The organism is Runella sp. SP2, from assembly GCF_003711225.1.
Lineage (GTDB): Bacteria > Bacteroidota > Bacteroidia > Cytophagales > Spirosomataceae > Runella.
This window is the reverse complement of record NZ_CP031030.1, coordinates 5,288,096-5,308,903: the sequence shown is the minus strand read 5'-3', so window position 1 is coordinate 5,308,903 and position 20,808 is coordinate 5,288,096. Positions and strand designations below refer to the sequence as shown.

Annotated in this window: 21 protein-coding genes; 5 read left to right on the top strand and 16 right to left on the bottom strand. The window is 45.2% G+C overall.

Translation table 11 applies throughout. From position 1 onward, the window contains the following. Genes DTQ70_RS21395 through DTQ70_RS21380 form a run of 4 tightly spaced genes read left to right on the top strand, consistent with a single transcriptional unit; the run spans position 1 to position 2,477 of the window. Positions 1-267 (top strand): hypothetical protein, encoded by a 267-nt coding sequence (locus DTQ70_RS21395; protein ID WP_164490141.1) that lies wholly within the window; start codon positions 1-3, stop codon positions 265-267. Continuing rightward, complete coding sequence (locus DTQ70_RS21390) at positions 252-539, top strand: type II toxin-antitoxin system RelE/ParE family toxin (RefSeq protein WP_122932699.1); 288 nt, start codon at positions 252-254, stop codon at positions 537-539. Before DTQ70_RS21395 ends, DTQ70_RS21390 begins: the two co-directional genes overlap by 16 nt. Positions 540-554: 15 nt before the next feature. Further along, the gene (locus tag DTQ70_RS21385; protein WP_122932698.1) at positions 555-1,808 is read left to right on the top strand and encodes a DUF2264 domain-containing protein; all 1,254 of its coding nucleotides are present in this window, start codon (positions 555-557) and stop codon (positions 1,806-1,808) included. Positions 1,809-1,844: 36 nt separating this feature from the next. Further along, positions 1,845-2,477, top strand: coding sequence for a carbohydrate-binding family 9-like protein (locus DTQ70_RS21380; RefSeq protein WP_229599985.1), 633 nt, complete (start codon positions 1,845-1,847; stop codon positions 2,475-2,477). 81 nt (positions 2,478-2,558) lie between these two features. On the opposite strand, the gene DTQ70_RS21375 is transcribed toward DTQ70_RS21380, so the two are convergent. The 8 genes from DTQ70_RS21375 to DTQ70_RS21340 form a co-directional block, all read right to left on the bottom strand. Next, positions 2,559-2,984 (bottom strand): nuclear transport factor 2 family protein, encoded by a 426-nt coding sequence (locus DTQ70_RS21375; RefSeq protein WP_122932696.1) that lies wholly within the window; start codon positions 2,982-2,984, stop codon positions 2,559-2,561. A 2-nt stretch (positions 2,985-2,986) separates the two neighbouring features. Continuing rightward, the gene (locus tag DTQ70_RS21370; protein WP_122932695.1) at positions 2,987-4,288 is read right to left on the bottom strand and encodes an MFS transporter; all 1,302 of its coding nucleotides are present in this window, start codon (positions 4,286-4,288) and stop codon (positions 2,987-2,989) included. 55 nt (positions 4,289-4,343) lie between these two features. Further along, a complete protein-coding gene (locus DTQ70_RS21365) occupies positions 4,344-5,009 on the bottom strand; it encodes a bifunctional 4-hydroxy-2-oxoglutarate aldolase/2-dehydro-3-deoxy-phosphogluconate aldolase (protein ID WP_122932694.1) in 666 nt (221 codons plus the stop codon). A 28-nt stretch (positions 5,010-5,037) separates the two neighbouring features. Next, positions 5,038-6,087: a sugar kinase gene (locus tag DTQ70_RS21360; protein WP_122932693.1), complete on the bottom strand. Its 1,050-nt coding sequence runs from the start codon at positions 6,085-6,087 to the stop codon at positions 5,038-5,040. Between the two features lie 99 nt (positions 6,088-6,186). Continuing rightward, the gene (gene uxaC / locus DTQ70_RS21355) at positions 6,187-7,596 is read right to left on the bottom strand and encodes a glucuronate isomerase (RefSeq protein ID WP_122932692.1); all 1,410 of its coding nucleotides are present in this window, start codon (positions 7,594-7,596) and stop codon (positions 6,187-6,189) included. Between the two features lie 21 nt (positions 7,597-7,617). After that, positions 7,618-9,165 (bottom strand): tagaturonate reductase, encoded by a 1,548-nt coding sequence (locus DTQ70_RS21350; protein ID WP_122932691.1) that lies wholly within the window; start codon positions 9,163-9,165, stop codon positions 7,618-7,620. Positions 9,166-9,394: 229 nt separating this feature from the next. Then, a complete protein-coding gene (locus tag DTQ70_RS21345) occupies positions 9,395-11,308 on the bottom strand; it encodes a glycoside hydrolase family 88 protein (RefSeq protein WP_122932690.1) in 1,914 nt (637 codons plus the stop codon). 67 nt (positions 11,309-11,375) lie between these two features. Continuing rightward, positions 11,376-11,729, bottom strand: a complete 354-nt coding sequence (locus DTQ70_RS21340; protein WP_229599984.1) for a cupin domain-containing protein — start codon at positions 11,727-11,729, stop codon at positions 11,376-11,378. 333 nt (positions 11,730-12,062) lie between these two features. On the opposite strand from DTQ70_RS21340, the gene DTQ70_RS21335 reads away from it, so the two are divergent. Beyond that, positions 12,063-12,986 (top strand): AEC family transporter, encoded by a 924-nt coding sequence (locus tag DTQ70_RS21335; RefSeq protein WP_122932689.1) that lies wholly within the window; start codon positions 12,063-12,065, stop codon positions 12,984-12,986. A 6-nt stretch (positions 12,987-12,992) separates the two neighbouring features. On the opposite strand, the gene DTQ70_RS21330 is transcribed toward DTQ70_RS21335, so the two are convergent. The 8 genes from DTQ70_RS21330 to DTQ70_RS21295 form a co-directional block, all read right to left on the bottom strand. Further along, entirely contained in the window at positions 12,993-15,194 is a 2,202-nt protein-coding gene (locus DTQ70_RS21330; protein WP_122932688.1) for a radical SAM protein, read from the bottom strand. 3 nt (positions 15,195-15,197) lie between these two features. Next, positions 15,198-15,764, bottom strand: coding sequence for a guanylate kinase (gene gmk / locus DTQ70_RS21325; RefSeq protein WP_122932687.1), 567 nt, complete (start codon positions 15,762-15,764; stop codon positions 15,198-15,200). Positions 15,765-15,770: 6 nt separating this feature from the next. Further along, positions 15,771-16,046: a hypothetical protein gene (locus DTQ70_RS21320; RefSeq protein ID WP_229599983.1), complete on the bottom strand. Its 276-nt coding sequence runs from the start codon at positions 16,044-16,046 to the stop codon at positions 15,771-15,773. Positions 16,047-16,336: 290 nt separating this feature from the next. After that, a complete protein-coding gene (locus tag DTQ70_RS21315) occupies positions 16,337-16,966 on the bottom strand; it encodes a sigma-70 family RNA polymerase sigma factor (protein WP_028523753.1) in 630 nt (209 codons plus the stop codon). Positions 16,967-17,182: 216 nt separating this feature from the next. Beyond that, positions 17,183-17,686: a hypothetical protein gene (locus DTQ70_RS21310; protein ID WP_122932685.1), complete on the bottom strand. Its 504-nt coding sequence runs from the start codon at positions 17,684-17,686 to the stop codon at positions 17,183-17,185. Beyond that, positions 17,683-18,531, bottom strand: coding sequence for a rod shape-determining protein MreC (mreC, locus tag DTQ70_RS21305; protein WP_122932684.1), 849 nt, complete (start codon positions 18,529-18,531; stop codon positions 17,683-17,685). Before mreC ends, DTQ70_RS21310 begins: the two co-directional genes overlap by 4 nt. A 119-nt stretch (positions 18,532-18,650) precedes the next feature. Then, positions 18,651-19,676 (bottom strand): rod shape-determining protein, encoded by a 1,026-nt coding sequence (locus DTQ70_RS21300; RefSeq protein WP_028523756.1) that lies wholly within the window; start codon positions 19,674-19,676, stop codon positions 18,651-18,653. A 97-nt stretch (positions 19,677-19,773) separates the two neighbouring features. Beyond that, the gene (locus DTQ70_RS21295) at positions 19,774-20,805 is read right to left on the bottom strand and encodes a glycosyltransferase family 2 protein (protein ID WP_122932683.1); all 1,032 of its coding nucleotides are present in this window, start codon (positions 20,803-20,805) and stop codon (positions 19,774-19,776) included. Between the last annotated feature and the right edge of the window lie 3 nt (positions 20,806-20,808).

Sequence of the window (20,808 nt, the reverse complement as noted above, 5' to 3'; positions counted from 1 at the left end):
TTGATTAAAACTAAAAGAAGTAAGACGATGTCGGTGATTGAGCTAAAAGAAAAAATACATCAACAAATTGACTTGCTAACCGATGAGCAGGATATTGAAGATTTGTACGCCAATCTTAATTTCTTTTTTCAGAGTCGAGAAATTCATTTTGATAGTAGTACCCCTGCGTTTGTACAAACTTTGACCACTTCGTTACAACAAAACCCAGCCGAAGGAGTGAGAAGTGATGAGTTGCGAAACAAGGTAAACGAATGGCTTTCCAAATAATTTATTCGCCAAATTCCCAAGAAGATATTAGGGAAATATTGGTATATCTGTTAGATAAATGGGGTTTTGAAGCTTCTCACAACTTTTCAGAATTTCTAATTGATACCGTTGATATGCTTGTACAGCAGCCTTATGCTGGTCGAAAACATGAACTTTTAAGCTCCGTTCGTGAGTTTAGAGTCAAACCCCACTACTTAGTTTATTACAGCGTTTTGGAAGAACAACAAATTATTCATGTGCTGAACATTGTTGATTCAAGGCGCAAACGCTAATTTTTATCCCTACCAATGAACCGACGAAATTTTCTCCACACCAACGCGGCCTTGGGATGGGGTGTGCTGAATTGGCAAAAGCCATCGCAACCCGCCGCCGAAAACGTGCGCTTGTACTGGGCCAAGTTACTTTACAAAATCGCCGAACCCGTCCTGAAAAATTTGAGCCAACACACGCTGGTCAAAAACTGGAAAGTGGAGTTTAGCCCTACATGGGACAACCGAAATGCCAAAGTGGCGTACTTGGAGGCTTTTGGCCGTACCATTGTGGGCGTAGCGCCTTGGTTGGCGTTGCCCGATGACGATACCGAAGAAGGTACATTGCGCAAAAAACTCAAACAATATGCCCTCAAAAGCATCGAAAACAGCGTTAACCCCGACTCACCTGACTACATGCTGTGGCGGAAAGAAGGCCAAACGCTGGTGGACGCGGCCTTTTTGGCGCAGGCGTTTCTCAAAGCGCCCGAGGCGCTCTGGAAGCCACTGGATGCTACTACTCAAAAACGGGTAATTGAAGAATTTACGCTACTGCGTCGAGTGGTTCCGCCGAACAACAATTGGGTACTTTTTGCGGCCATTGTGGAAGCTTTTCTGTGGTCAATTGGCGAAAATGCCGACCGTTACCGCATTGAGTTTGGGGTACGAAAAATAGAGGAGTGGTACGTGGGTGATGGTTGGTTCAAAGATGGTGAAGTGTTTCACATTGATTATTATAATTCGTTTGTGATACAACCTATGCTGGTGGATGTACTGCAAACGTGGCTGGAAGTCAACCGTCAAGCGCCATCGGGCAATCACCAAGCCCTGCAAGAACGCTACACGCGAGCCGTAAAACGAATGCAGCGCCATGCCGATTTTTTGGAACGTTTAATCTCCCCCGAAGGTACATTTCCTGCCTTTGGCCGTAGTATTACGTACCGCGTAGCTGCATTTCAGTCGTTGACGCACGCCGCGTTGATTCATCAGCTACCCGAAAACGTCAGTCCGTCGCAGGCGCGTTGTGCCTTGACGGCCGTCATCAAGCGAATGTTTTCGCAAGAAGGGGTATTTGACCAAGAAGGCTGGCTGACGCTGGGCTTTGCGGGACATCAACCCACAATTGCTGATTCTTACTCAAACTCAGGAAGTATGTATCTGACAACATTAGGGTTTTTACCCCTCGGCTTGCCTGCTACCGACCCGTTTTGGAGTAATGCAGATGCCGAATGGACGCAAAAGAAGGCGTGGTCGGGCAAACCTTTTAAAAAAGACGGAGCCGTTAATTATTAGCCAATTATGTACAGTTTTCTACTATCGTTGTTTCTTATGAATCTTGCTAATCCTTCTGTTACATTAACTTCCCAACAATGGCTGACGTTGCCCGAAACACAATTCAAATACGCTACCGACGGCCGTACAGCTCCGCAGCCTACCCACGTAAAACTTCGCTACGACGACACCTATTTGTACATTGATTTTGAATGCCAACAGAACCCTTTTTGGAAAGAAAATACCTACCGAGGACACAATACTGACATGTGGAATCAGGAAGTGTTTGAGTTGTTTATCGCCGAAGGTGAAGCCATTCCGATGCGGTATTTGGAACTAGAAATTAACCCCAATAACGCTCTTTTTGTGGGATGGATTGAAAACCCGACGAAAGAAGCCCCGCAAAATTTGACGTTTGTGCCTTACGAAAAAGCGGAAATAAAACATGAAGTGAAGGCCGCAGGCGATACGTGGTCAGGCAAAATGCAGATTCCGTGGGCGCTGTTAGGAGGAAAGAAGGACACCTATCGTTTCAATTTTTACCGCATTGTTTCGCTTCAATCTCATGCGAATGCCGACTGGAAATGTAGCCCTGCCGATTGCGCCTTTTTGTGTTGGAACCCAACTATGAGCGGTACTACGCCTAGATTCCACCGCCCTGATTCTTTTGGGACATTACATTTGAAATAAAAAAAAACCTCCCGAAAATTCCAAAAAAAAACCTCCCGAAAGTTTTGAACTTTCGGGAGGTTGAGCAACCTGACCCACTTATTAAAGCTTAACCGCTTGGCGTGCCAGCAATTTCCACTGTCCTTTTTGTTTTTGCCAAACTAGCAAAATCGCAATGTTAGCGGTTCCTGCTTGTCCTTTGTTGTTGGTTTTGGCAAAAAGCTTATGACGAACGATGGCGCTGTTACCCACAATTTTGATGGTTTGCTCGGTCAAATCAATCGTAACAAAGTCAGATTCTCCGCTCACAATGGCACGAACAAACTCGGCTTTGTCTTCCACTTTGCCGCTTGAATGCCCGTAGCTAAGGCCGTCGGCAGCAAGGTTTTCGAGGGCAGTTTTGTCAGCGTCAATCATCGCTTTTTTGAGCGCTTCTACGGCGTTGGTTACTGCTGTTTCATCTTTCGACTGCGCTTGCGTCGCCCAGGAGCAAACACTAAGGCAAAGCACAAAGATTATCTTTTTCATGATTATAAATCAACAGGTTTCATTTTTGGTACTAAGAAGTGCATAACCACCCAAGCCAAAACATAGGCAGCGCCGCACACAAAAAACATGATGTAATACGCCGTTTCGATTTGATTAATAGAACGGTAATAGACAAACATGTTTTTCTGAACCAACAGTGAAAGTAAAATACCTCCCAATGCACCAAACATACCGCCGATTCCAGTGACAGAAGCGGTGGTGTATTTGGGAAACATATCTGATACGGTGGTGAAAATATTGGCACTCCATGCTTGGTGAGCCGCCGCCGCAAAACCAATGACCAAAACGGCCAACCACATGTTTATACCACCTAAAATTTGGGCAAAAATGATAGGTGACACGCAAAGTGCGTAAATCAACATCGAAGTTTTACGGGCTTTGAATACGGGCCAGCCCAATTTGATAAGATACATAGGCACATAACCTCCACCTACGCTTCCAATTGTGGACAACGTATAAACCAATGCCACAGGAATCGCGATTTCAGTACCCGTAAGTTTGTATTGGCTTTGGAGGAAGTCGGGCAACCAAAACAGGTAAAACCACCAAATCGGGTCAGTGAGGAGTTTTCCAAGGGCAAAAGCCCACGTTTGTTTGAAGCTCAACAACTTTGTCCAAGGGACTTGCGGCTTATCTACGTCATTTTTATCGGCCAAGACCTCCGCCGCGTCAGAGTGAATGTAATCGTATTCGGCTTTAGAGAGTTTGGGGCTTTTGCTTGGAGTTTCGTAAAACATTAGCCATAGCACCAGCCACACAAAGCCTAGCATACCTGTAATGATAAAAGCCCATTGCCAGCCCATTTCGGCGGCGATAAACGGCACTGAGAGCGGAGCGACAATGGCGCCAAAGTTGGTGCCTGAGTTGAAAATCCCTGTTGCAAAAGCGCGTTCTTTTTTAGGAAACCACTCGGCTACGGTTTTAATCGCAGCGGGGAAGTTACCCGCTTCGGTAATACCCAACGCCGAACGCACTACTGCAAACCCGAAAACCGTATTGACCAAAGCATGGGCTACTGCTGCGACGCTCCACAAGGTAGTTGCCACTGCATAACCGATTTTAGTACCCAATTTATCCACTAAACGTCCTGCGCCCAGCATCCCGAAAGCATAAAATAGTTTAAATGCAATCTCAATATTGGCATAGTCAGCATCATTCCAATTGAGTTCTTCAGAAAGGGTGGATTTTAAAAGGCTTATAACCTGCCTGTCAAGGTAGTTGATGGTAGTTGCAAAAAACACCAGACCACAAATTGTCCAGCGATAATTACCGATTTTTTCCATTTAGGTAGAAGGGTTTAAATCCTTGTAATATAGAAGGTTGTTTAGGAGCAACCTACTACTTCGTAAGGGTTTGGTAATAACTAATTAGAGCACTTATCTTTTGCGTAATTTCTTCGAAATTGCCTGCTTCGACGACATTTTTTGGAAAAAGTTGCGAGCCGATTCCCACGGCGCTTACTCCTGCGCCAAACCATTCTTTGAGGCTTTCGGGCGTGGGCTCTACACCGCCCGTTACCATTACTTTGGTAGTAGGCATCGGGCCTTTAAGCGCTTTCACAAAGCCAGACCCAACCACATTGCCAGGGAAAATCTTCACGATTTCGGCACCCAGTACCGTGGCTTTATATACCTCCGAGATGGTCATCGCACCTGGCATCCAAGCAATGTTATGTGCTTTACAAACGTCAGCGACATCGGGAGATGTAACGGGTTGTACCAAGAAGTCGGCACCCGCTGCAATGAACTCTTCGGCTTGCTGTCCGTTGAAAATCGTTCCAATACCTAAAGCCATCTCGGGGTAGTTTGTACTTATGTATTGGCGCAATACTTTGAAAACTTCTTTGGCTTTGTCGCCACGATTGGTAAACTCAAACGCCCGAATCCCGCCCTCGTAACATGCCTTGATGATTTGGCAGGTAAGGTCGGCATCGGCATGATAAAACACGGGGACAATTGGGGCGCTGGCTAGGGTTTGATAGACTTTTTGTGGTTCAAAGGCCATAATGACATTTTTTAATTTTCAAATTATACTATTGACTTAACAAGCCTTGGAGGGTTTCTTGCACATCCTCTACGCGTTGTTGAGTAGCGTCGCCATATTCTTGCAATTTGCCAAAGGCGGCCGCTGCGGCAAAATCAATAATGTCTTGCGGAGCGTGATTTTGGCTTAATCCATAGATGAGTCCACCCATAAAACAGTCACCGCTGCCGACTTTATCGACTACTTTTTCGGTCGTAAACTCAGGGGAAACGTACTGTTGCCCGTCTTTGTAGAGGGTCGTGTAATACTCAATACCCTGTCCAAACGCGTCAAAACGGAATGTATGCGCTACCACTTTGCATTTGGGGTAAGCCGCTTGAAGAGCCTCGGCAGTGGTAATGCTGTGCGCTAAGTACCTTTCTTGGGTATGAACTTCTTCCACCGTTTTATCGACTGGAATGCCCAAAAGCGTATTGGCCGCCCAAATATTGCCCATAATGACATCGCAATACTTGACCAATTCGGGCATGATTTCAACGGGCTTTTTGCCGTATTGCCACAATTTCGCACGGTAATTGAGGTCCACCGAAATGGTCAAACCTTTGCGGGAAGCAACTTCTAAGGCTTCTTTGCAGGCATCGGCGACGTCTTGATTGAGGGCGGGACTGATGGCACTAAAATGAAACCAAGAACAACCTTCCAACACTTCTTCCCAGTTGACTTTCCCTACGGCAAGTTCAGAAAACGACGAAAATGCGCGGTCGTAAATCACGCCCGCGTTTTTGAGGTCAGCGCCTTGCGGTAGATAATACGCTCCAATTCGACTTCCAAAATGGCGAATCCCCGCGGTATCAATGCCTTTTTGGGTCAAGTATTCTTTAATTTCGACCGAAAGTTGATTTTCGGGCATAATCGTACTGTACCGAACGGGAATGTTCCAATTGGCAAGGGCATTGGCTACATTGAGCTCGGCGCCTCCCACAAACACAGGCATGTTTGTTTGCTTAATCCATTCGCCGTTGAACTGAGGCGAAAAGCGAAGGAGAACTTCTCCAAAGCAGCAAATCGTCCCCAATTCTACGTTATTTTTGATGTCCATAGTGCTATACTTTTAGTACATAGGCGGTTGTGAGCAACCGCCTGCACGAAAAATGAAAACTTGGTAAATCTTAGTGCCTTAGTGGTTGAGAAAAAAGCCTTAGAATCCAAAGTATTGTTTTGCGTTGTTGTAACAAATGTTCTGAACCACTTGGCCGACCCACTCCATATCGCTCGGGATTTCGCCGTTTTCGATGTCATTTCCGAACATATTACACAAAATACGGCGGAAATACTCGTGACGAGGGAACGACAAAAACGAACGAGAGTCGGTGAGCATACCTACAAAACGGCTCAGCAAACCCATGTTCGACAAGGCCGTAATTTGTTTTTCCATGCCGTCTTTTTGGTCTAAAAACCACCATCCCGACCCAAACTGAACCTTACCCGCAATCGACCCGTCGTTGAAGTTACCAATCATAGTGGCAATCACTTCGTTATCGGCAGGGTTGAGGTTGTAGATAATGGTTTTGGCCAATTGGTCGTATTCGTCCAAACGTCCCAAAAATTTTGACAATGCCACAGCTTGCGACCAGTCGCCGATTGAATCCCAGCCTGTATCAGGACCTAGAAGACGCAATGCACGCGCGTTGTTGTTGCGAAGTGCTCCTAAGTGGAACTGTTGTGTCCAGCCAAGTTCGTGGTACATCGTGCCCAAGAAGTGCAAAATGGCCGATTGATAGACCAAAATGTCGTTTTGAGACAACGTCTGTCCACCAAGTGCTTTTTGCAAAATGCTATCGGCTGCTTCTGGAGTAAAGTCGGCGGCGTAGATTTGCTCTAGTCCATGGTCAGACAATTTACAGCCCAAAGAAGCAAAGAAATCGGCGCGTACACGGAGCGCCTTGGTAAGGTCGTCGTAACGATTGATTTCAAAACCAACGATAGCACCTAATTTTTGGAGATAGGTAGCAAAGTTGGCGTTGCCAATTAGGATAAACTTATCAGGTCGGAAGGCTGGACGCATTTGAATTTCAAACGACCCTGCTGTAGCTAATTGTTGGTGGTATTCTAACGTATCGAGCGGGTCGTCGGTGGTACATACCACTTCTACGTTCATTTTGCGGAGCAAGTTACGCACTGAATAATCAGGCGTACGAAGTTTCTCCGAACATTCGTCATAGATACGACGCGCGCTTTTGGGGCTTAAAACTTCGTGAACGTCGAAATAGCGCTGCAACTCAAGGTGAGTCCAGTGGTAAAGTGGGTTACGAAGGGTATAAGGCACGGTTTCGGCCCATTTTTCAAACTTTTCGTAATCGGTGGCAGCGCCCGTACAATAGTTTTCATTGATACCATTGGTACGCATAGCCCGCCATTTGTAGTGGTCGCCGTACAACCAAATTTGCGTAAGGTTCTCAAACGTTTTGTCGGCTACGATTTGGTCAGGAGGAAGGTGGTTATGATAATCAATGATAGGCATTTGTTTCGCAAACTCGTGGTAGAGAGTGCGTGCGCTATCAGTTTGGAGTAAAAAATCTTCGTCAAGAAATGTCTTAGTTACCAACATGTTAGTAAATGAGGATTAAATTTAGAGAATCTCGTTCGTTTCGGCTACCTGAGAGGGGTGTCTTAGAAAAAAGCTTTCGAGGGATTGTTTTACCCCATTTTCGAGCATATTTTCCAAGTTATCTATGATACTTTGCGTAAAGCCAGGTAAAAGCGACAAGTCCGTGTCCCAAAGTGTTTTGTCTTGCAGCACTTTTTCAACTAGCTCTGCGGTATCGTATTGTTGCCATTTTTGATAAAAATACTCGGCTTTTTCGTCTTGAATGGGATAAGGAATGCCATTACGTTCGCCAAAATACACAAAACCTTCTTTGGCAACGGGTTTCATAAAATACAAGTAAGCGGCAAATCCTAAAGAGATATATTGAGGAACGCAGTCGAAGATTTCGTAGTAGCGTAACAACGTAGCTACGTTCCGCATTTTCATTTTGGAGGTGTAATTGAGCGTGATGCTAAGCCACTGGTGATTGAGGTGAGGGTTGCGGAAACGGTCAATGACTTGCATCCCAAACCGTTGTGGGCGTTTGTCGTCCATTGGGTACGGAATGGCCAAGCCCAATTCGGCCAGCATTAAATTGCCGATGAAGGAAGCCATAACCTCGTCTTGCATGGCACTGATAACCGTGTCAAAACCTGCAAGGTATGCCAAACCGCAGCTAAGCGTATGCGTGCCGTTGAGCAAGCGAAGCTTGAGTTCACGGAACAAATTAATATCGGGTTCAATAAAAATACCGTCGTCGGTTGTGGCAAATGAGAGTACTTGTTTGACGTGTTCGTCTCCTTCAATCGCCCACAAGCGAAATACTTCGCTCAGAGTCAAGAGTTTGTCTTCATAACCGAACTCTTCGTACAACGCTTGGCATGTATCGGCATCGGGCTTGCCAGGCACAATACGGTCAACGAGTGAATTGCAGAAATGATTGGCGTTTTCGAGCCAGTCGAAGAAAGCAGATTCTAGACCGTTACGGTGGGCGAGTTCAATCACTATCGACTCCAATTTGGTGCCATTATCAGGAATCAATTCGGTTGGAACAATGACCAAACCTGATTCTTGGCTTCCTCCAAACGCTTTGAAACGAGCGTAAAGAAAGGCCAACAATTTACCAGGGAACGACGTAGGAGGTGTGTCCGAAATGTCGTCTTGAACCAACTGAATACCTACCTCGGTGGTATTGGAAAGAATAATTTGCAGCTCAGGGTTTTTGGCACACGCAAGAATAGTTTCCCACTGCGACTTGGCTGACAACACGCGACTGATGGCCGAGCAGATGATGTTTTCTTCGAGGAGTTCATTGTTTTCAATCCCGCGAACACAAAGTGTATATAAACCATCTTGCTCGTCGAAAGCCGCCGAATCGCCCGAGTCAGTCGATTTTACAACCACAATACGGCCATTGAATACGCCTTGGCGATTGGCTTTGTCAATCAAATAATCAGGTAAGCCTCGCAGCAATACCCCCGTCCCAAATTGTAATACTTTTTCGGGAAGGTCAAATATAGACGCCTCAGGTACGACCAAATTTGGGTGCTGGCGTAGGCGCGATAGTTCGTTTATAGATAGATGGCTCATTGGTGGAATAGTGCTATCAATTCAAATTTTTGGTTCAAAAAAAGGAAGGTTGTATTGTATTCGGATTCGAGATTACGACCTATTCTGCTTGACTTCAATCTTTTGTCGAATTATTTCCACGCAATCGTTTTCGGTAACGTTTTCGTAAAAACTTGCCAGTTGCTTGCCTTCTCCAAACAGAGAAGGACAAGCAGGTTGGATTCGCAATCGACTGGGAAGCCTAAGTTTTTTATTTTTTTGTGGTCAACAGCCAAGTTGCCAAATCTTTGGCGGCTGAAAAGTTTTCGTAGGTCATCGGAATGCGACGACCGTCGGTATATTCGTTGTAAAGCCAAGGGTCACCCACGGCAAAAACTGTGCCTTTGCCAACTTTCGATACGGCCATGATAACGTCGCCTTTTTGCGTGACAAGTGCTTGAGCAGGGGCTTTTACTTCCAACGGAGATAACTCTTTGATATAGACTACGCGCGTATTCTTAAATACAGCGTTGTCCGCTGGAATGTCCACGCGTCCTTGTTCCCATTGTTGTCCTTGTACCATGTTGACGTTTTTGGGCAAAAACTGGAGTCCGAATTCTTTGGCCAAACGGTTAAAGTGAGGGTGTTCACAGTTGGATGTGTCATTAGACATCAGCACCAGCGTTCCTCCTGCTTTTACCCAAGCGCTAATGGCTTTGATGTCGGCATCTTGCACAAAATTGGGGGCAGCAGTTTCTTTCTTGGTGTCAGGGTCAACGATGATATAGACATTCACACCTTTGAGGTTAGCAGCGGTTGGGGCGGCTGTAATGCTGGTGGTTTTGGCCCCTAAATCGCGAAAAATAGTTCCCCAAAGCCAAAAGCCTGAGTGTTGGCGGTCTTCCCAAGTATAGTGGAATTGTTCTTGGTTGCCGTTGTGGTCTTTTCTAAATTCACGGTTAAAATAATAATCCGTTGCCACCACTTTGCCTTTCCCAAGGCTGTTTTCTGCGGCAATTTCCATTTCTACACTGGCAAAAATAAACGGCCCAACGCCTTTGAGGTCATTTTTGCGGATTGGCTCACTCAAATAATATTCGTAAGTACCGTCGCGGTAGGGAGAACCACCAAGGCCGCCGACGCTCACTGTTTTGTTAAGGCTAATGGTGCCGTTGGCTTCTTCTTCCACAAACTCTTTCAAGATTCCCGCGTATCCTTTTTTGGCCGAAGCAAGGTAAGAAGCTGGCAAATACCCCATCCGTACGCCTTTGGCGAGGGCATACACAAACATACAGGAAGCCGATGCTTCAAAGTAGTTTCCCTTGCGCGTTCCTTGGGTGGTCATTTGATACCACACGCCCGACTTGGCATCTTGGTATTTTACCAAAGCAGGCGCAAGGCGTTGAAGGTATTTGATAAGATTGGCGCGTTCAGGGTGGTTGGCAGGGAAGTAATCTAAGACATCCACCAATGCCATGGCGTACCAGCCAATCGCTCTGCTCCAAAAGTGAGGCGAGCGTCCCGTTTTTGGGTCGGCCCATTTTTGCTCTTTACTTTCGTCGTATGCGTGGTAAATCAAGCCCGTTTTTTCGTCAACGGCGTATTTTTCGATGAGGGCAAACTGCTTGGCAATGTGGTCGAAATGCTCAGGATGGTTAAAAATAAGGCTGTACTCGGCGGCAAAAGGTTCGGCCATAAACAGCCCATCGAGCCACATTTGGTAAGGATAACGTTTTTTGTGCCAAAAACCACCTTCTTTGGTTTGGGGTTGGTTCTCAATCTGTTTCCAAAGCAAATCGGCGGCTTTGCGGTACTTGTCTTTGTCGGGTTGGGTTTGTTGGTACAAAGTCAACAAGGCACGACCCGTAGGAATATTATCAAGGTTAAAATCTTCGTATTTATACGTACGAATGCTGCCATCTTTTTGAACATAGCGGTCCATATCACGGCGCACGTATTCAAAGTATTTGCCATTTCCTGTCCGATTCCATACTTTTTCAATGGCTTTGCACATCAAGCCCTGCTCATAATCCCAACTGGCAGGTTTGTTTTCTTTGACCGCGATAGAGTCTTTGTGCCAAGTCATAAACGACTCAGCCATGCGTACCGAATAGGGCGCTTTTTGGGCCGTAGCTGTGTAGGCCACCAATATACCTACGAAGAGATGTAGAAGAACGCGTTTCATATTGATAGTTAAAAAATGGAGGCTAAAAGTAATGACTGTTTGTGGTAATGCTTTCCTGTACCTTAGGCTACAGAAAATCTTCGCGGAGGGGGTTAAAAACATCAATGAGTACACCTTCTTCGTGACACACGGCGCCATGCAATACGTTGGAAGGTACAAAATAGACATCTCCCGCTTGGAGTAAACGACTTTCGTCTCCAATCGTCACCTCAAACGCTCCGCTGGCGACGTAGCTAATTTGTAAATGAGGATGCTTGTGCATAGTACCTATTCCTCCTTGTAAAAAGGCTACTTTGACCAACATCAATTCGTTGGAGTAGGACATAATCTTGCGTTGGATTTTATCATCCACTTTTTCCCAAGGAATGTCGCTGTCAGCGACCAAGGCTTTTTCGAAGGCAGGGTGAATTGATGAATTCAAAATTGTATTTTTTAGCTATGAACGTGTTGGCTTTGACTACCAAGGTTGTAGTTTGGCAGGATTGAGTTTATTTTTAATTGTGGAGTAAATCAACGATTTGCGCCGATATTTTTACGCAATCGTTACCGACAACGTTTGCAAAATTGTACTTAACAAAAAATAGATTGTAATCAGGCAAGAAAATGACGTTTTTTGATGCTTTGTCTCAATAAAAAGTACGCATAAAATATTGGTCTAAAAATTATACTTTTCAAAGTTTTTGGTCGTCCTTCCAACGCACTTTTGTAGTTTTGCATTCGTAGTGCTTCGCATTCCCGCTTCAACTCTCCTCCGATGAATCAGACCAACAGCGTTTTTCTCATTACCCTCGGCATCGCCACGATGGGTTTTTTGATTAAAAAATTTGATTTTGTCACCGAAAAAGACGGAAAATCAATTTCTAAATTTCTGATGCACACGACGTTCCCTGCGTTGATGATTGTCAGTACGATTCGCATAGATTTTAAACCCGCTTTGTTTTTTAGCCCTTTGCTGTGCATTGCTTTGGGGTCGATAATGACGCTTATTGGCTGGTTTTGGTTTTCGGGCTATCCCGACCGCCTGAGAGGAATGCTGACCATGGCCTGCGGGGGGCTCAATGTGGGCTTGTTTGCGTTTCCCATTATTGAGGGAATTTGGGGCAGAGAAGGGTTGGTTTACGTCGCGATGTTCGACATTGGTAATACCATCATTACCTTCGGATTGGTCTATTCGGTGGGGAGTTATTTTGCGGTCAAAGAAGAAGGCGCTTCCGTAGAATTTAAAAAAGTGCTGCGAAAAGTACTCCAACTCCCTCCGCTGCAAGCCATGTTTATTGGCCTAACGATCAACGCCCTCGACATCGAACTTCCGACCGTTGCCTACGATTTTTTGGACGTACTGGCCAAAGCCAATAAACCATTGGTGCTTTTGCTGATGGGGATTTACATGAGTTTTGCCCTCGAAAAGAGCCAAGTGTGGGCAGTAGTAAAGGTTCTGGCTATTCGGTATGGCTGTGGGCTATTGGCGGTGGTGTTGCTTTACACGTTTGTTCCTGAGCCTTCCATGTTTCGCAATGTGCTGATTGTCTGTGTAATTCTACCCATTGGAATGACGATTCTTCCCTTTGCGGACGAACTCAATTATGATTCCCGAATCGCGGGAGTTTTGGTAAATGTGTCTTTGATTATTAGTTTTCTATTGATGTGGGGGCTTGTAGTGGGACTGAATTTAGCCTAGCGTCTCCTATAGAATTAACAGCCCATTTTCACGAAGTTTTTTCCAAGTCGGTGTCTTTGAAAATGTCGAAAAACTTCCCAAATGAGCCGCTTCAAACTCCGTTTGTAATTGTTGGTAAGCCAGTGGTTGTTCAAAAAGGTGAAGTGCGATTCTAGGGAATAATTCTTCCAAAAAATGCGCTTGCTGGGCAGGAAGTTGAATGCTCCAATCGTGTTTTTTATCGTAAAAATGAAATTCGGCTAGTTCGATGACTTTTTTCCCTTGCTTTACCTCAAAATACTCCACGTTAGGAAGCTTCCCAAGCCAAACCACAAAGGCATTTTTACGAACACTATCTTCGCTTTGGGTAATTTGTCGCTGAATGTAATTCGGCGGAATCGTCGTCGTAGGTACTTTTGAATCAAACCATTTTGAAAGAGGAATATCAAAACCTACTCCGTGCATGTAGTTAAACAATGACTTACGAAGCCCCTCGCTGTACAAGTCGTGGTTGGCGCCTTTGGGGTCGTCGTGGTACAAATCATTGTCGGCAAAACCTCCAAAGCTAGGCCCAATGCGCTGCACGTCGAAAGCATCAGGTGCCAAACCCACGGGGCTGTGGGAAGTCATGGCAAAACGGTGCCAAAAGCCTGATTGGAGAACGCCATTTTCAAATAATTGCCGCACCATTTCGAGCGAATCAATGGTTTCTTGGGCCGTTTGTGTCGGAAATCCGTACATCAAATAGGCGTGAACCATGATGCCTGCTTGGGTAAACCCATCGGCTACGCGAGCTACTTGTCCTACAGTTACCCCTTTTTTCATCATTGCCAGTAAGCGGTCAGAAGCCACTTCTAGCCCACCCGACATGGCAATGCAGCCCGAAGCTTTGAGTAATAAAGATAAATCGTGGGTGAAGTTTTTTTCAAAACGAATGTTGGTCCACCAAACGACGGTTAGCTTGCGGCGGATGATTTCAATGGCTACGTCGCGAAGCAAAGCGGGCGGCGCGGCCTCGTCCACAAAATGAAAACCATTTTGTTGGGTTTTGGCAATAATCTCTTCGATTCGGTCGCAAATCAGCGCGGCCGTGAGAGGCTCGTAATTTTTGATATAATCCAGTGAAATGTCACAGAAAGAACATTTACCCCAGTAGCAGCCGTGGGCAAGGGTCAGTTTGTTCCAGCGCCCATCGCTCCAAAGGCGGTGCATTGGATTGACAATTTCGATAACCGAAAGGTAGTCCAGTAAAAATAAGTCGGAATAATCGGGCGTCCCAGTGTCTCGTTGCGCTACGTCTTTTTCTGAAGCACCGTTGTGATAAACGACTTGATTATCGGTACGGGCAAACGTGCGCTTGAGCGAAGACAAAGGCCGTTTTTCGTCTAGGTATTCGAGCAGTGTGCGCAGAGGAGCCTCGCCGTCGTCGAGGCATACAAAGTCAAGGTAATCAAATACGCGCGGGTCAGAAAGTGAGCGTAGTTCGGTGTTACAAAAGCCACCTCCCATCACGATTTTTACGTCAGGATAGTGTTTTTTGAGGTACTGACCGCATTTTAGTGCCCCAAACAAATTGCCTGGAAAAGGAACACTCAAACAAACAACGGTAGGCTGGAACGCCACCATTTTTTGTTTCAACAACTCATGGAGAAAAACCGTAATAAGCGTATTGGGCTTTTGAAGTTCGGCCAAGAGTTCGTCAAAATGCGTAGCAGTGCGTCCTAAGCGTTCGGCGTAGCGGCTAAAGCCAAAATGAGGGTCGATGGCCTCTTGCAGAAAATCGCCCAAGTCTTCCAAATAAAGGGTAGCTAGGTGACGGGCTTTATCCTGCGTACCCATGGTCCCAAACGCCCAATCGAGGTCTTCCACATCTTTGAAGCGGGAGGCTTCGGGCAAATAAGCGCGGTCGCAGATGCTATGGGCGAGGGTTGGATTTTTATTTTGTAGAAAAGAAATAACGGGCTCGATGGTCGCGACGTATTCGTCGCGAAGGTGATAGATACGAAACGCGTTTTCGGTAAGTTCTATGTCATGCTCGGCTTTTTCGAGGGCATCGAAGAGTTGGGTAAGTCCTTGGGCCGAAAATAGTTTCAATATGACTTCAATCCCCAAATCTGCTTGGTGAGAAACAACGCCCAGCGTGTTCAGAAACCCCTTGATATAGGCCGTAGCAGGATAGGGGGTATTCAGCTGAGTGAAAGGCGGAGTGAGTAGTAAAACCTTTTGCAACTGTTATTTTGTAAAGTCTTCGACCAATTCTTCGGCTTTGGCAAGCGCAGCTTCTAAATCATCATTGACTAGAATAACGTCAAATTTATCTTGGAATGACATTTCAAATTTTACTTTGAAGAGTCGTTTAGACAAACTGTCTTCGGTTTCTGTCCCGCGTGACATGAGGCGTTCTTTGATTGCTTCTTCGCTGGGAGCTTTTACAAAGATGGCCAATGCCCGTTCTTGAAAATACTCTTTTAGTTTGAGCCCACCTTTTACGTCAACGTCAAAAACGACGTGTTTGCCGCTGGCCCACAAGCGTTCAATTTCTGATTTTAACGTACCGTAGTAGCCTCCAGGATATACTTCTTCCCATTCAACAAACTCGTTGTTGTCAATTCTTTTCTTAAAATCGTCGGGCGTAAGGAAGTAATAATCTTTGCCATCCACTTCGTTGCGGCCACGGCGGTCGCGGGTGCAGGCCGAAATAGAAAAGCCTAAGTTGTTGTACTTAGCAAGAAGGTGTCTAACGATAGTGGTTTTACCAGAACCAGACGGGGCGGAGAAGATGATGAGTTTTCCTTCCAAAGTGTATTATATATTGAGTTTGGCTTTGATTGTAGCGACGAGATTGTCGGGGCAAAGGCGTTTATCAATTTTTGATTGGAGAGATTCTTTAACGCACTTTTCGAGGTGATACATTTTGATGCAATGCAAGCAGTGGTCCATGTTCTTTCGGAAGTGTTCCTTCTCGTCCTCGGTTGCTCCTCCATCTAAGACCGCCTGAATCTTTTTCAGACACTCTGCGTGGTGCTCGCAGTACTCTTTCTGATACTTCGTGTTCTCTGTGGCAGAAGGTGACGATTGCATATCCAATACTATTGTAAAGGTTCAATGAATTCTTTGAATCTTTCTGTTTTTTTGTTATTTATTATCAAAAGGAATTCTTCAAAGAAAAAGTTCACGAATACTTCTGAGCATCCCAGCGGGCAGTGTAAACGACTTTTTATTTTCTAATCTCCCTGTTATTCAAACTAAACCAATTTAACCAAGCAAATCGTTCACTAACAACACAAATGTTTATGAGCAAACATTTATGGTGTCTGCTTTGAGTGATTTTTTCTACGCGTTAGCCCGCAAGAAAAGAGTGGTTATGATTGCTAATCTTCGTCAGTATCGTAGCCCATTGAAGCGGCATACGTTCTGAGTTTGTCTTTGAGGAGATTCCGAGCACGGTGCAGACGAGAACGAACTGTACCAATCGGTATATCCAGAATCTTAGCCATCTCTTCGTACGTAAACCCTTCGATGTCACAAAGGATAATAACCGTACGAAAATCGACAGGCAACGAATTGAGGGCCGTAGCCACTTCGTCGCCAATCATGTCTTGGACAGTCTCGACGCGCAAGTCGGTTGTATGGTCAACTTCAGCGGCCTCTTCCGAGTTGTAGGTTGTTTCTACTTCTTGGTAATCGACTTTAGAAGGTTCCTTACTACGCTTACGGTAGTCATTAATGAAACTGTTTTTCAGGATTCTGAACAACCACGCTTTGGCATTAGTTCCCCGCTCGAAAGAAGAAATAAAACGGAAAGCTTTTAAATAGGTATCTTGGACAAGGTCGTTGGCATCGTCCTCGTCCATGGTTAGCCTAAAGGCAAAGTTGTACATGGAGTTTATGTGGGGCATAAACTCGCGGTTGAAGATGTCGTTGCGCTCGGTGTCGCTATACGACGTTTCGGAGGCGGCTAAAGGTATTTCTTCGATTTCTTCTGACATAATGACTGACATGGCTGCCGTAAATTTACGAATTTTAACAAACCATCACCCTTCTCCGCAAATCATCTTTCTTCAATCAACAAAAACAACCCATGAAAGGTTATTTTTTTGTGATTAGTTGTTGATAAATGTTCCCAGATTAGTTTGTACTGATATACGTCAAAAACTATTCCAATGGTTTTGGAAAATGAAAAGTGGGACAAAATGTCAGTGAAAAATAATTGAAGATTAACGAGAAAAAAGGCGGGTTAGAATAACCGTCACTGTTGTAAATACAACGCTACAAACAATTTTTAGGAAGGTGTATGGAAATAAACGAAAGCTACCTGCTTCAACCAAAAATAACACCATGTGGTGAATGGAAATCAGCATCAGGATGTACGACAAGAAAGTGGGGAAGCCCAACTCTTTAATAGATAGCTGAAGGCGACCTTCGGTAAGTTTTTGCCCAAGCTGGTATTTAATAATGATAGGACGAAGGTAGGCAATTAGCACGGAGGCCGAAGCATGAAGCCCCAAGGTGTTGTCGAAAGTATCAATTATAACACCCGTAAAAAAACTAATGACCAATAGCGCCGTGAGGTTGATTTCAATCGGTAAAAATAAAATAGCACCTACGTAAATAAAACAGAACGCATAGTCGAACAGCACCAAGTGACGTGCAACAAAAATGTGGAGCAACACGTACACGAGCCATCTGACGACAGTGCGAATGATTTCGGTTGGGTTCATTTGCGTTTTGGAGTGAGGCTTTCTTGAAGCGACTGTTGTTGTTCCAATAATTTGTTTTCTACCAAATACACGTACGAAATCTTCGAAAAGTCGGTAGAAAGTTTGAGGTCGATGTCAAAAAATGCTTGGTCAGGCGCTACACGAAACGACTTTACAATCCCAACGGCGATTCCAGGTGGAAAAACGACGTTTTGGTCAGAAGTTACGGCGGTATCCCCCTTCATGATGGTGGTGTAACGAGAAATATCCTTCAACTGAATGATGGAAGGGGTGGTATTATTTTCCCACTTGGCCGTTCCTTGGTCGCCACTGCGGAGCAATTTGGTAGAAACCATAAACTGCGAGTGCAGAATGGACGTAATGACCGAGAAGTTTTTGTTGCAAATTTTGACCTTACCCACTACGCCTGTTGCCGATACCACACCCATGCCTTCTTTGATGCCGTCGGCGTAGCCTTTGTCGATGGTCAAGTAATTGTCAGCTCGGTGCGTACTATTTTCAATCACTTTGGCAATCGTTACAAATTTATACCGATTGGCAAAAGCAGAGTCAGCTTGATAGCCTACGGGTGCATTGGTAGGCTTTTGCTGTTGAAGCTTGGTAATTAGCTCGTTGAGACGACGGTTTTCTTCGGCTAAAGCCGCGTTTACATCCCGTAAGTTGGTGTATTCACGCGCTGCGTTAGACAATTCAAGGCTTTTGGCACTCAGGGTATTCGCTGTATTAAAGTACTCTACGCTCCAATAATTGTTGTTATTGACAAGCAACCAAAAGCTAAACACCTCTAACAAAACAAAGAGGATAAAATTGCGGTTACGCCCAATAAACTCAAATAGTTGGAGCATTTGTTTAGTCCATGGTCGATAGTCCACAGTCCATAGTCGATAGTTTATAGTCCACAGTATGCTTACTATTGACCATGGACCATTGACCGTGGACTATCGACTATAAACCATCTGAATAATTACTGAATCAATACCGATTTATACAATTCTAAATTTTTCAGGATTTCGCCTGTCCCTTTTACAACGGCCTTGAGTGGATCGTCGGCAACGTGAATAGGGAGTTTGGTTTTGGCCGCAAGGCGCTTGTCCAAACCGTGTAGCAACGCTCCACCACCTGTGAGGTGAATACCGTTGGTATAAATATCGGCCGAAAGTTCTGGGGGCGAAATTTCGAGGGCTTTCATCACCGCTTCTTCGATTTTAGAAATCGACTTGTCGAGGGCGTAAGCAATTTCGCTGTAGGTTACTTTGATTTCTTTTGGAATACCCGTCATGAGGTCACGTCCGCGAATCTCGAAGTCAGCAGGAGGGCTGTCCAATTCTGGCAAGGCCGAACCTACTTCGATTTTGATTTGCTCTGCCGAACGCTCTCCGATGAGAAGGTTGTGCTCGCGGCGCATGTAATCTACGATGTCTTTGGTAAAAACGTCGCCCGCAATACGAATCGATTGCTCGCACACGATACCCGAAAGGGCAATCACGGCGATTTCGGTCGTTCCACCACCAATATCGACAATCATGGTACCGTTGGGTTGGGTGATGTCGATACCGATACCAATAGAAGCGGCAATAGGTTCATGCACCATATATACTTCTTTGGCACCTGCGTGCTCAGCGGAGTCTTTTACGGCCCGTTTTTCTACTTCGGTGATACCCGAAGGAATACAAATGACCATTCGATGCGAAGGGGTAAAAAAGCGATTGTTAGGAGCAATCATCTTAATCATTCCTCTAATCATCAATTCCGCGGCGGTAAAGTCGGCAATTACACCGTCTTTTAACGGGCGGATGGTTTTTATATTTTCGTTGGTTTTTTCGTGCATCTGCATCGCTTTGTGACCAATCGCCAGCACCTTCCCGTTGTTCTTGTCCAAAGCAATGATAGAAGGCTCGTCCACCACAATTTTATCTTTATGGATAATAAGGGTGTTAGCCGTTCCTAAGTCAATTGCAATCTCGCTCGTTAAAAAATCAAATAATGCCATATTGTTTGCTTTCGCAGAGTGACTAATGTTTATAAGCCGCAAAATTAAAGGAATTTATCGGCTTTTTGGCAGAATACAAACCAAGTAATTTTTTTGATTAAGGTCTTGAAAATGAGTCGTAGGTTTTCTGACCTTTGACAAAATAGCCCCAAATCACACTCTTGGGCGCAATAGGCAGGGAATGAGCCTCTTTGGGTGGCCCGATTTCTCGAATAATTTTTTCCCGTTTCTGCGATAAATTGCGTCTAATCCACCCATAAAACGCAAAATGAGCCCGAATGATAGCCCAAATGTTTGCCCACTCTCCTTTTGGTATAAACCGAACGGCCGAAATTCCATCTACTACCAATCGCCAAAAAATAATGCCAAAGCGATTTTTAGAAGGTAAGTTTTTGTAGAGCATCGCAAGGCTATTGCGGTAGTTGAGGTAGGTTTTGAAGGGGTTGGAGGGAGGTAACGTCCCGCCACCTACGTGATAGACCGTCGATTGGGGAAGACAATAAATTTCGTGACCGCCCGTGTGCAGACGCCAGCAGAGGTCGATTTCTTCCATGTGGGCAAAAAAGTCCTCGTCGAAGCCACCGAGTTCGTGGAATAAATGCCCCCGAATAAACAAACACGCTCCCGACGCCCAAAAAATAGGCATTGGAGTATCGTATTGCCCTTTGTCGGTTTCGCAATGGTCAAATATTCGACCACGGCAATAGGGAAAACCTAGCCAATCCATAAAGCCCCCCGCAGCTCCTGCGTATTCAAACTGCGTTTTATCGTGGTACGCCAATAATTTGGGTTGGCAAGCGCCCACGTTGGGATGGGTGTCCAAAAACTGTACCATCGGCGTAAGCCAATTAGCAGTCACTTCGACGTCAGAATTGAGCAAAACGTAGTATTCGGCCTTAATTTGACTCAAAGCAGCGTTGTATCCACCCGCATAGCCTCGGTTTTGCGGAAGTTCTATCAATCGAACGTTGGGGTAGTGCGCGCGCGTCCAAGCCACAGAATCGTCTTTCGAGGCGCTGTCGGCCACGTAAATCGGATAGGATTCCGAGTGCGCAATAACAGACGGGAGAAACTTTTCTAGAAAGTTTCTCCCGTTGTAATTCAAAATGACAATGGCGATTTTATCCATTGC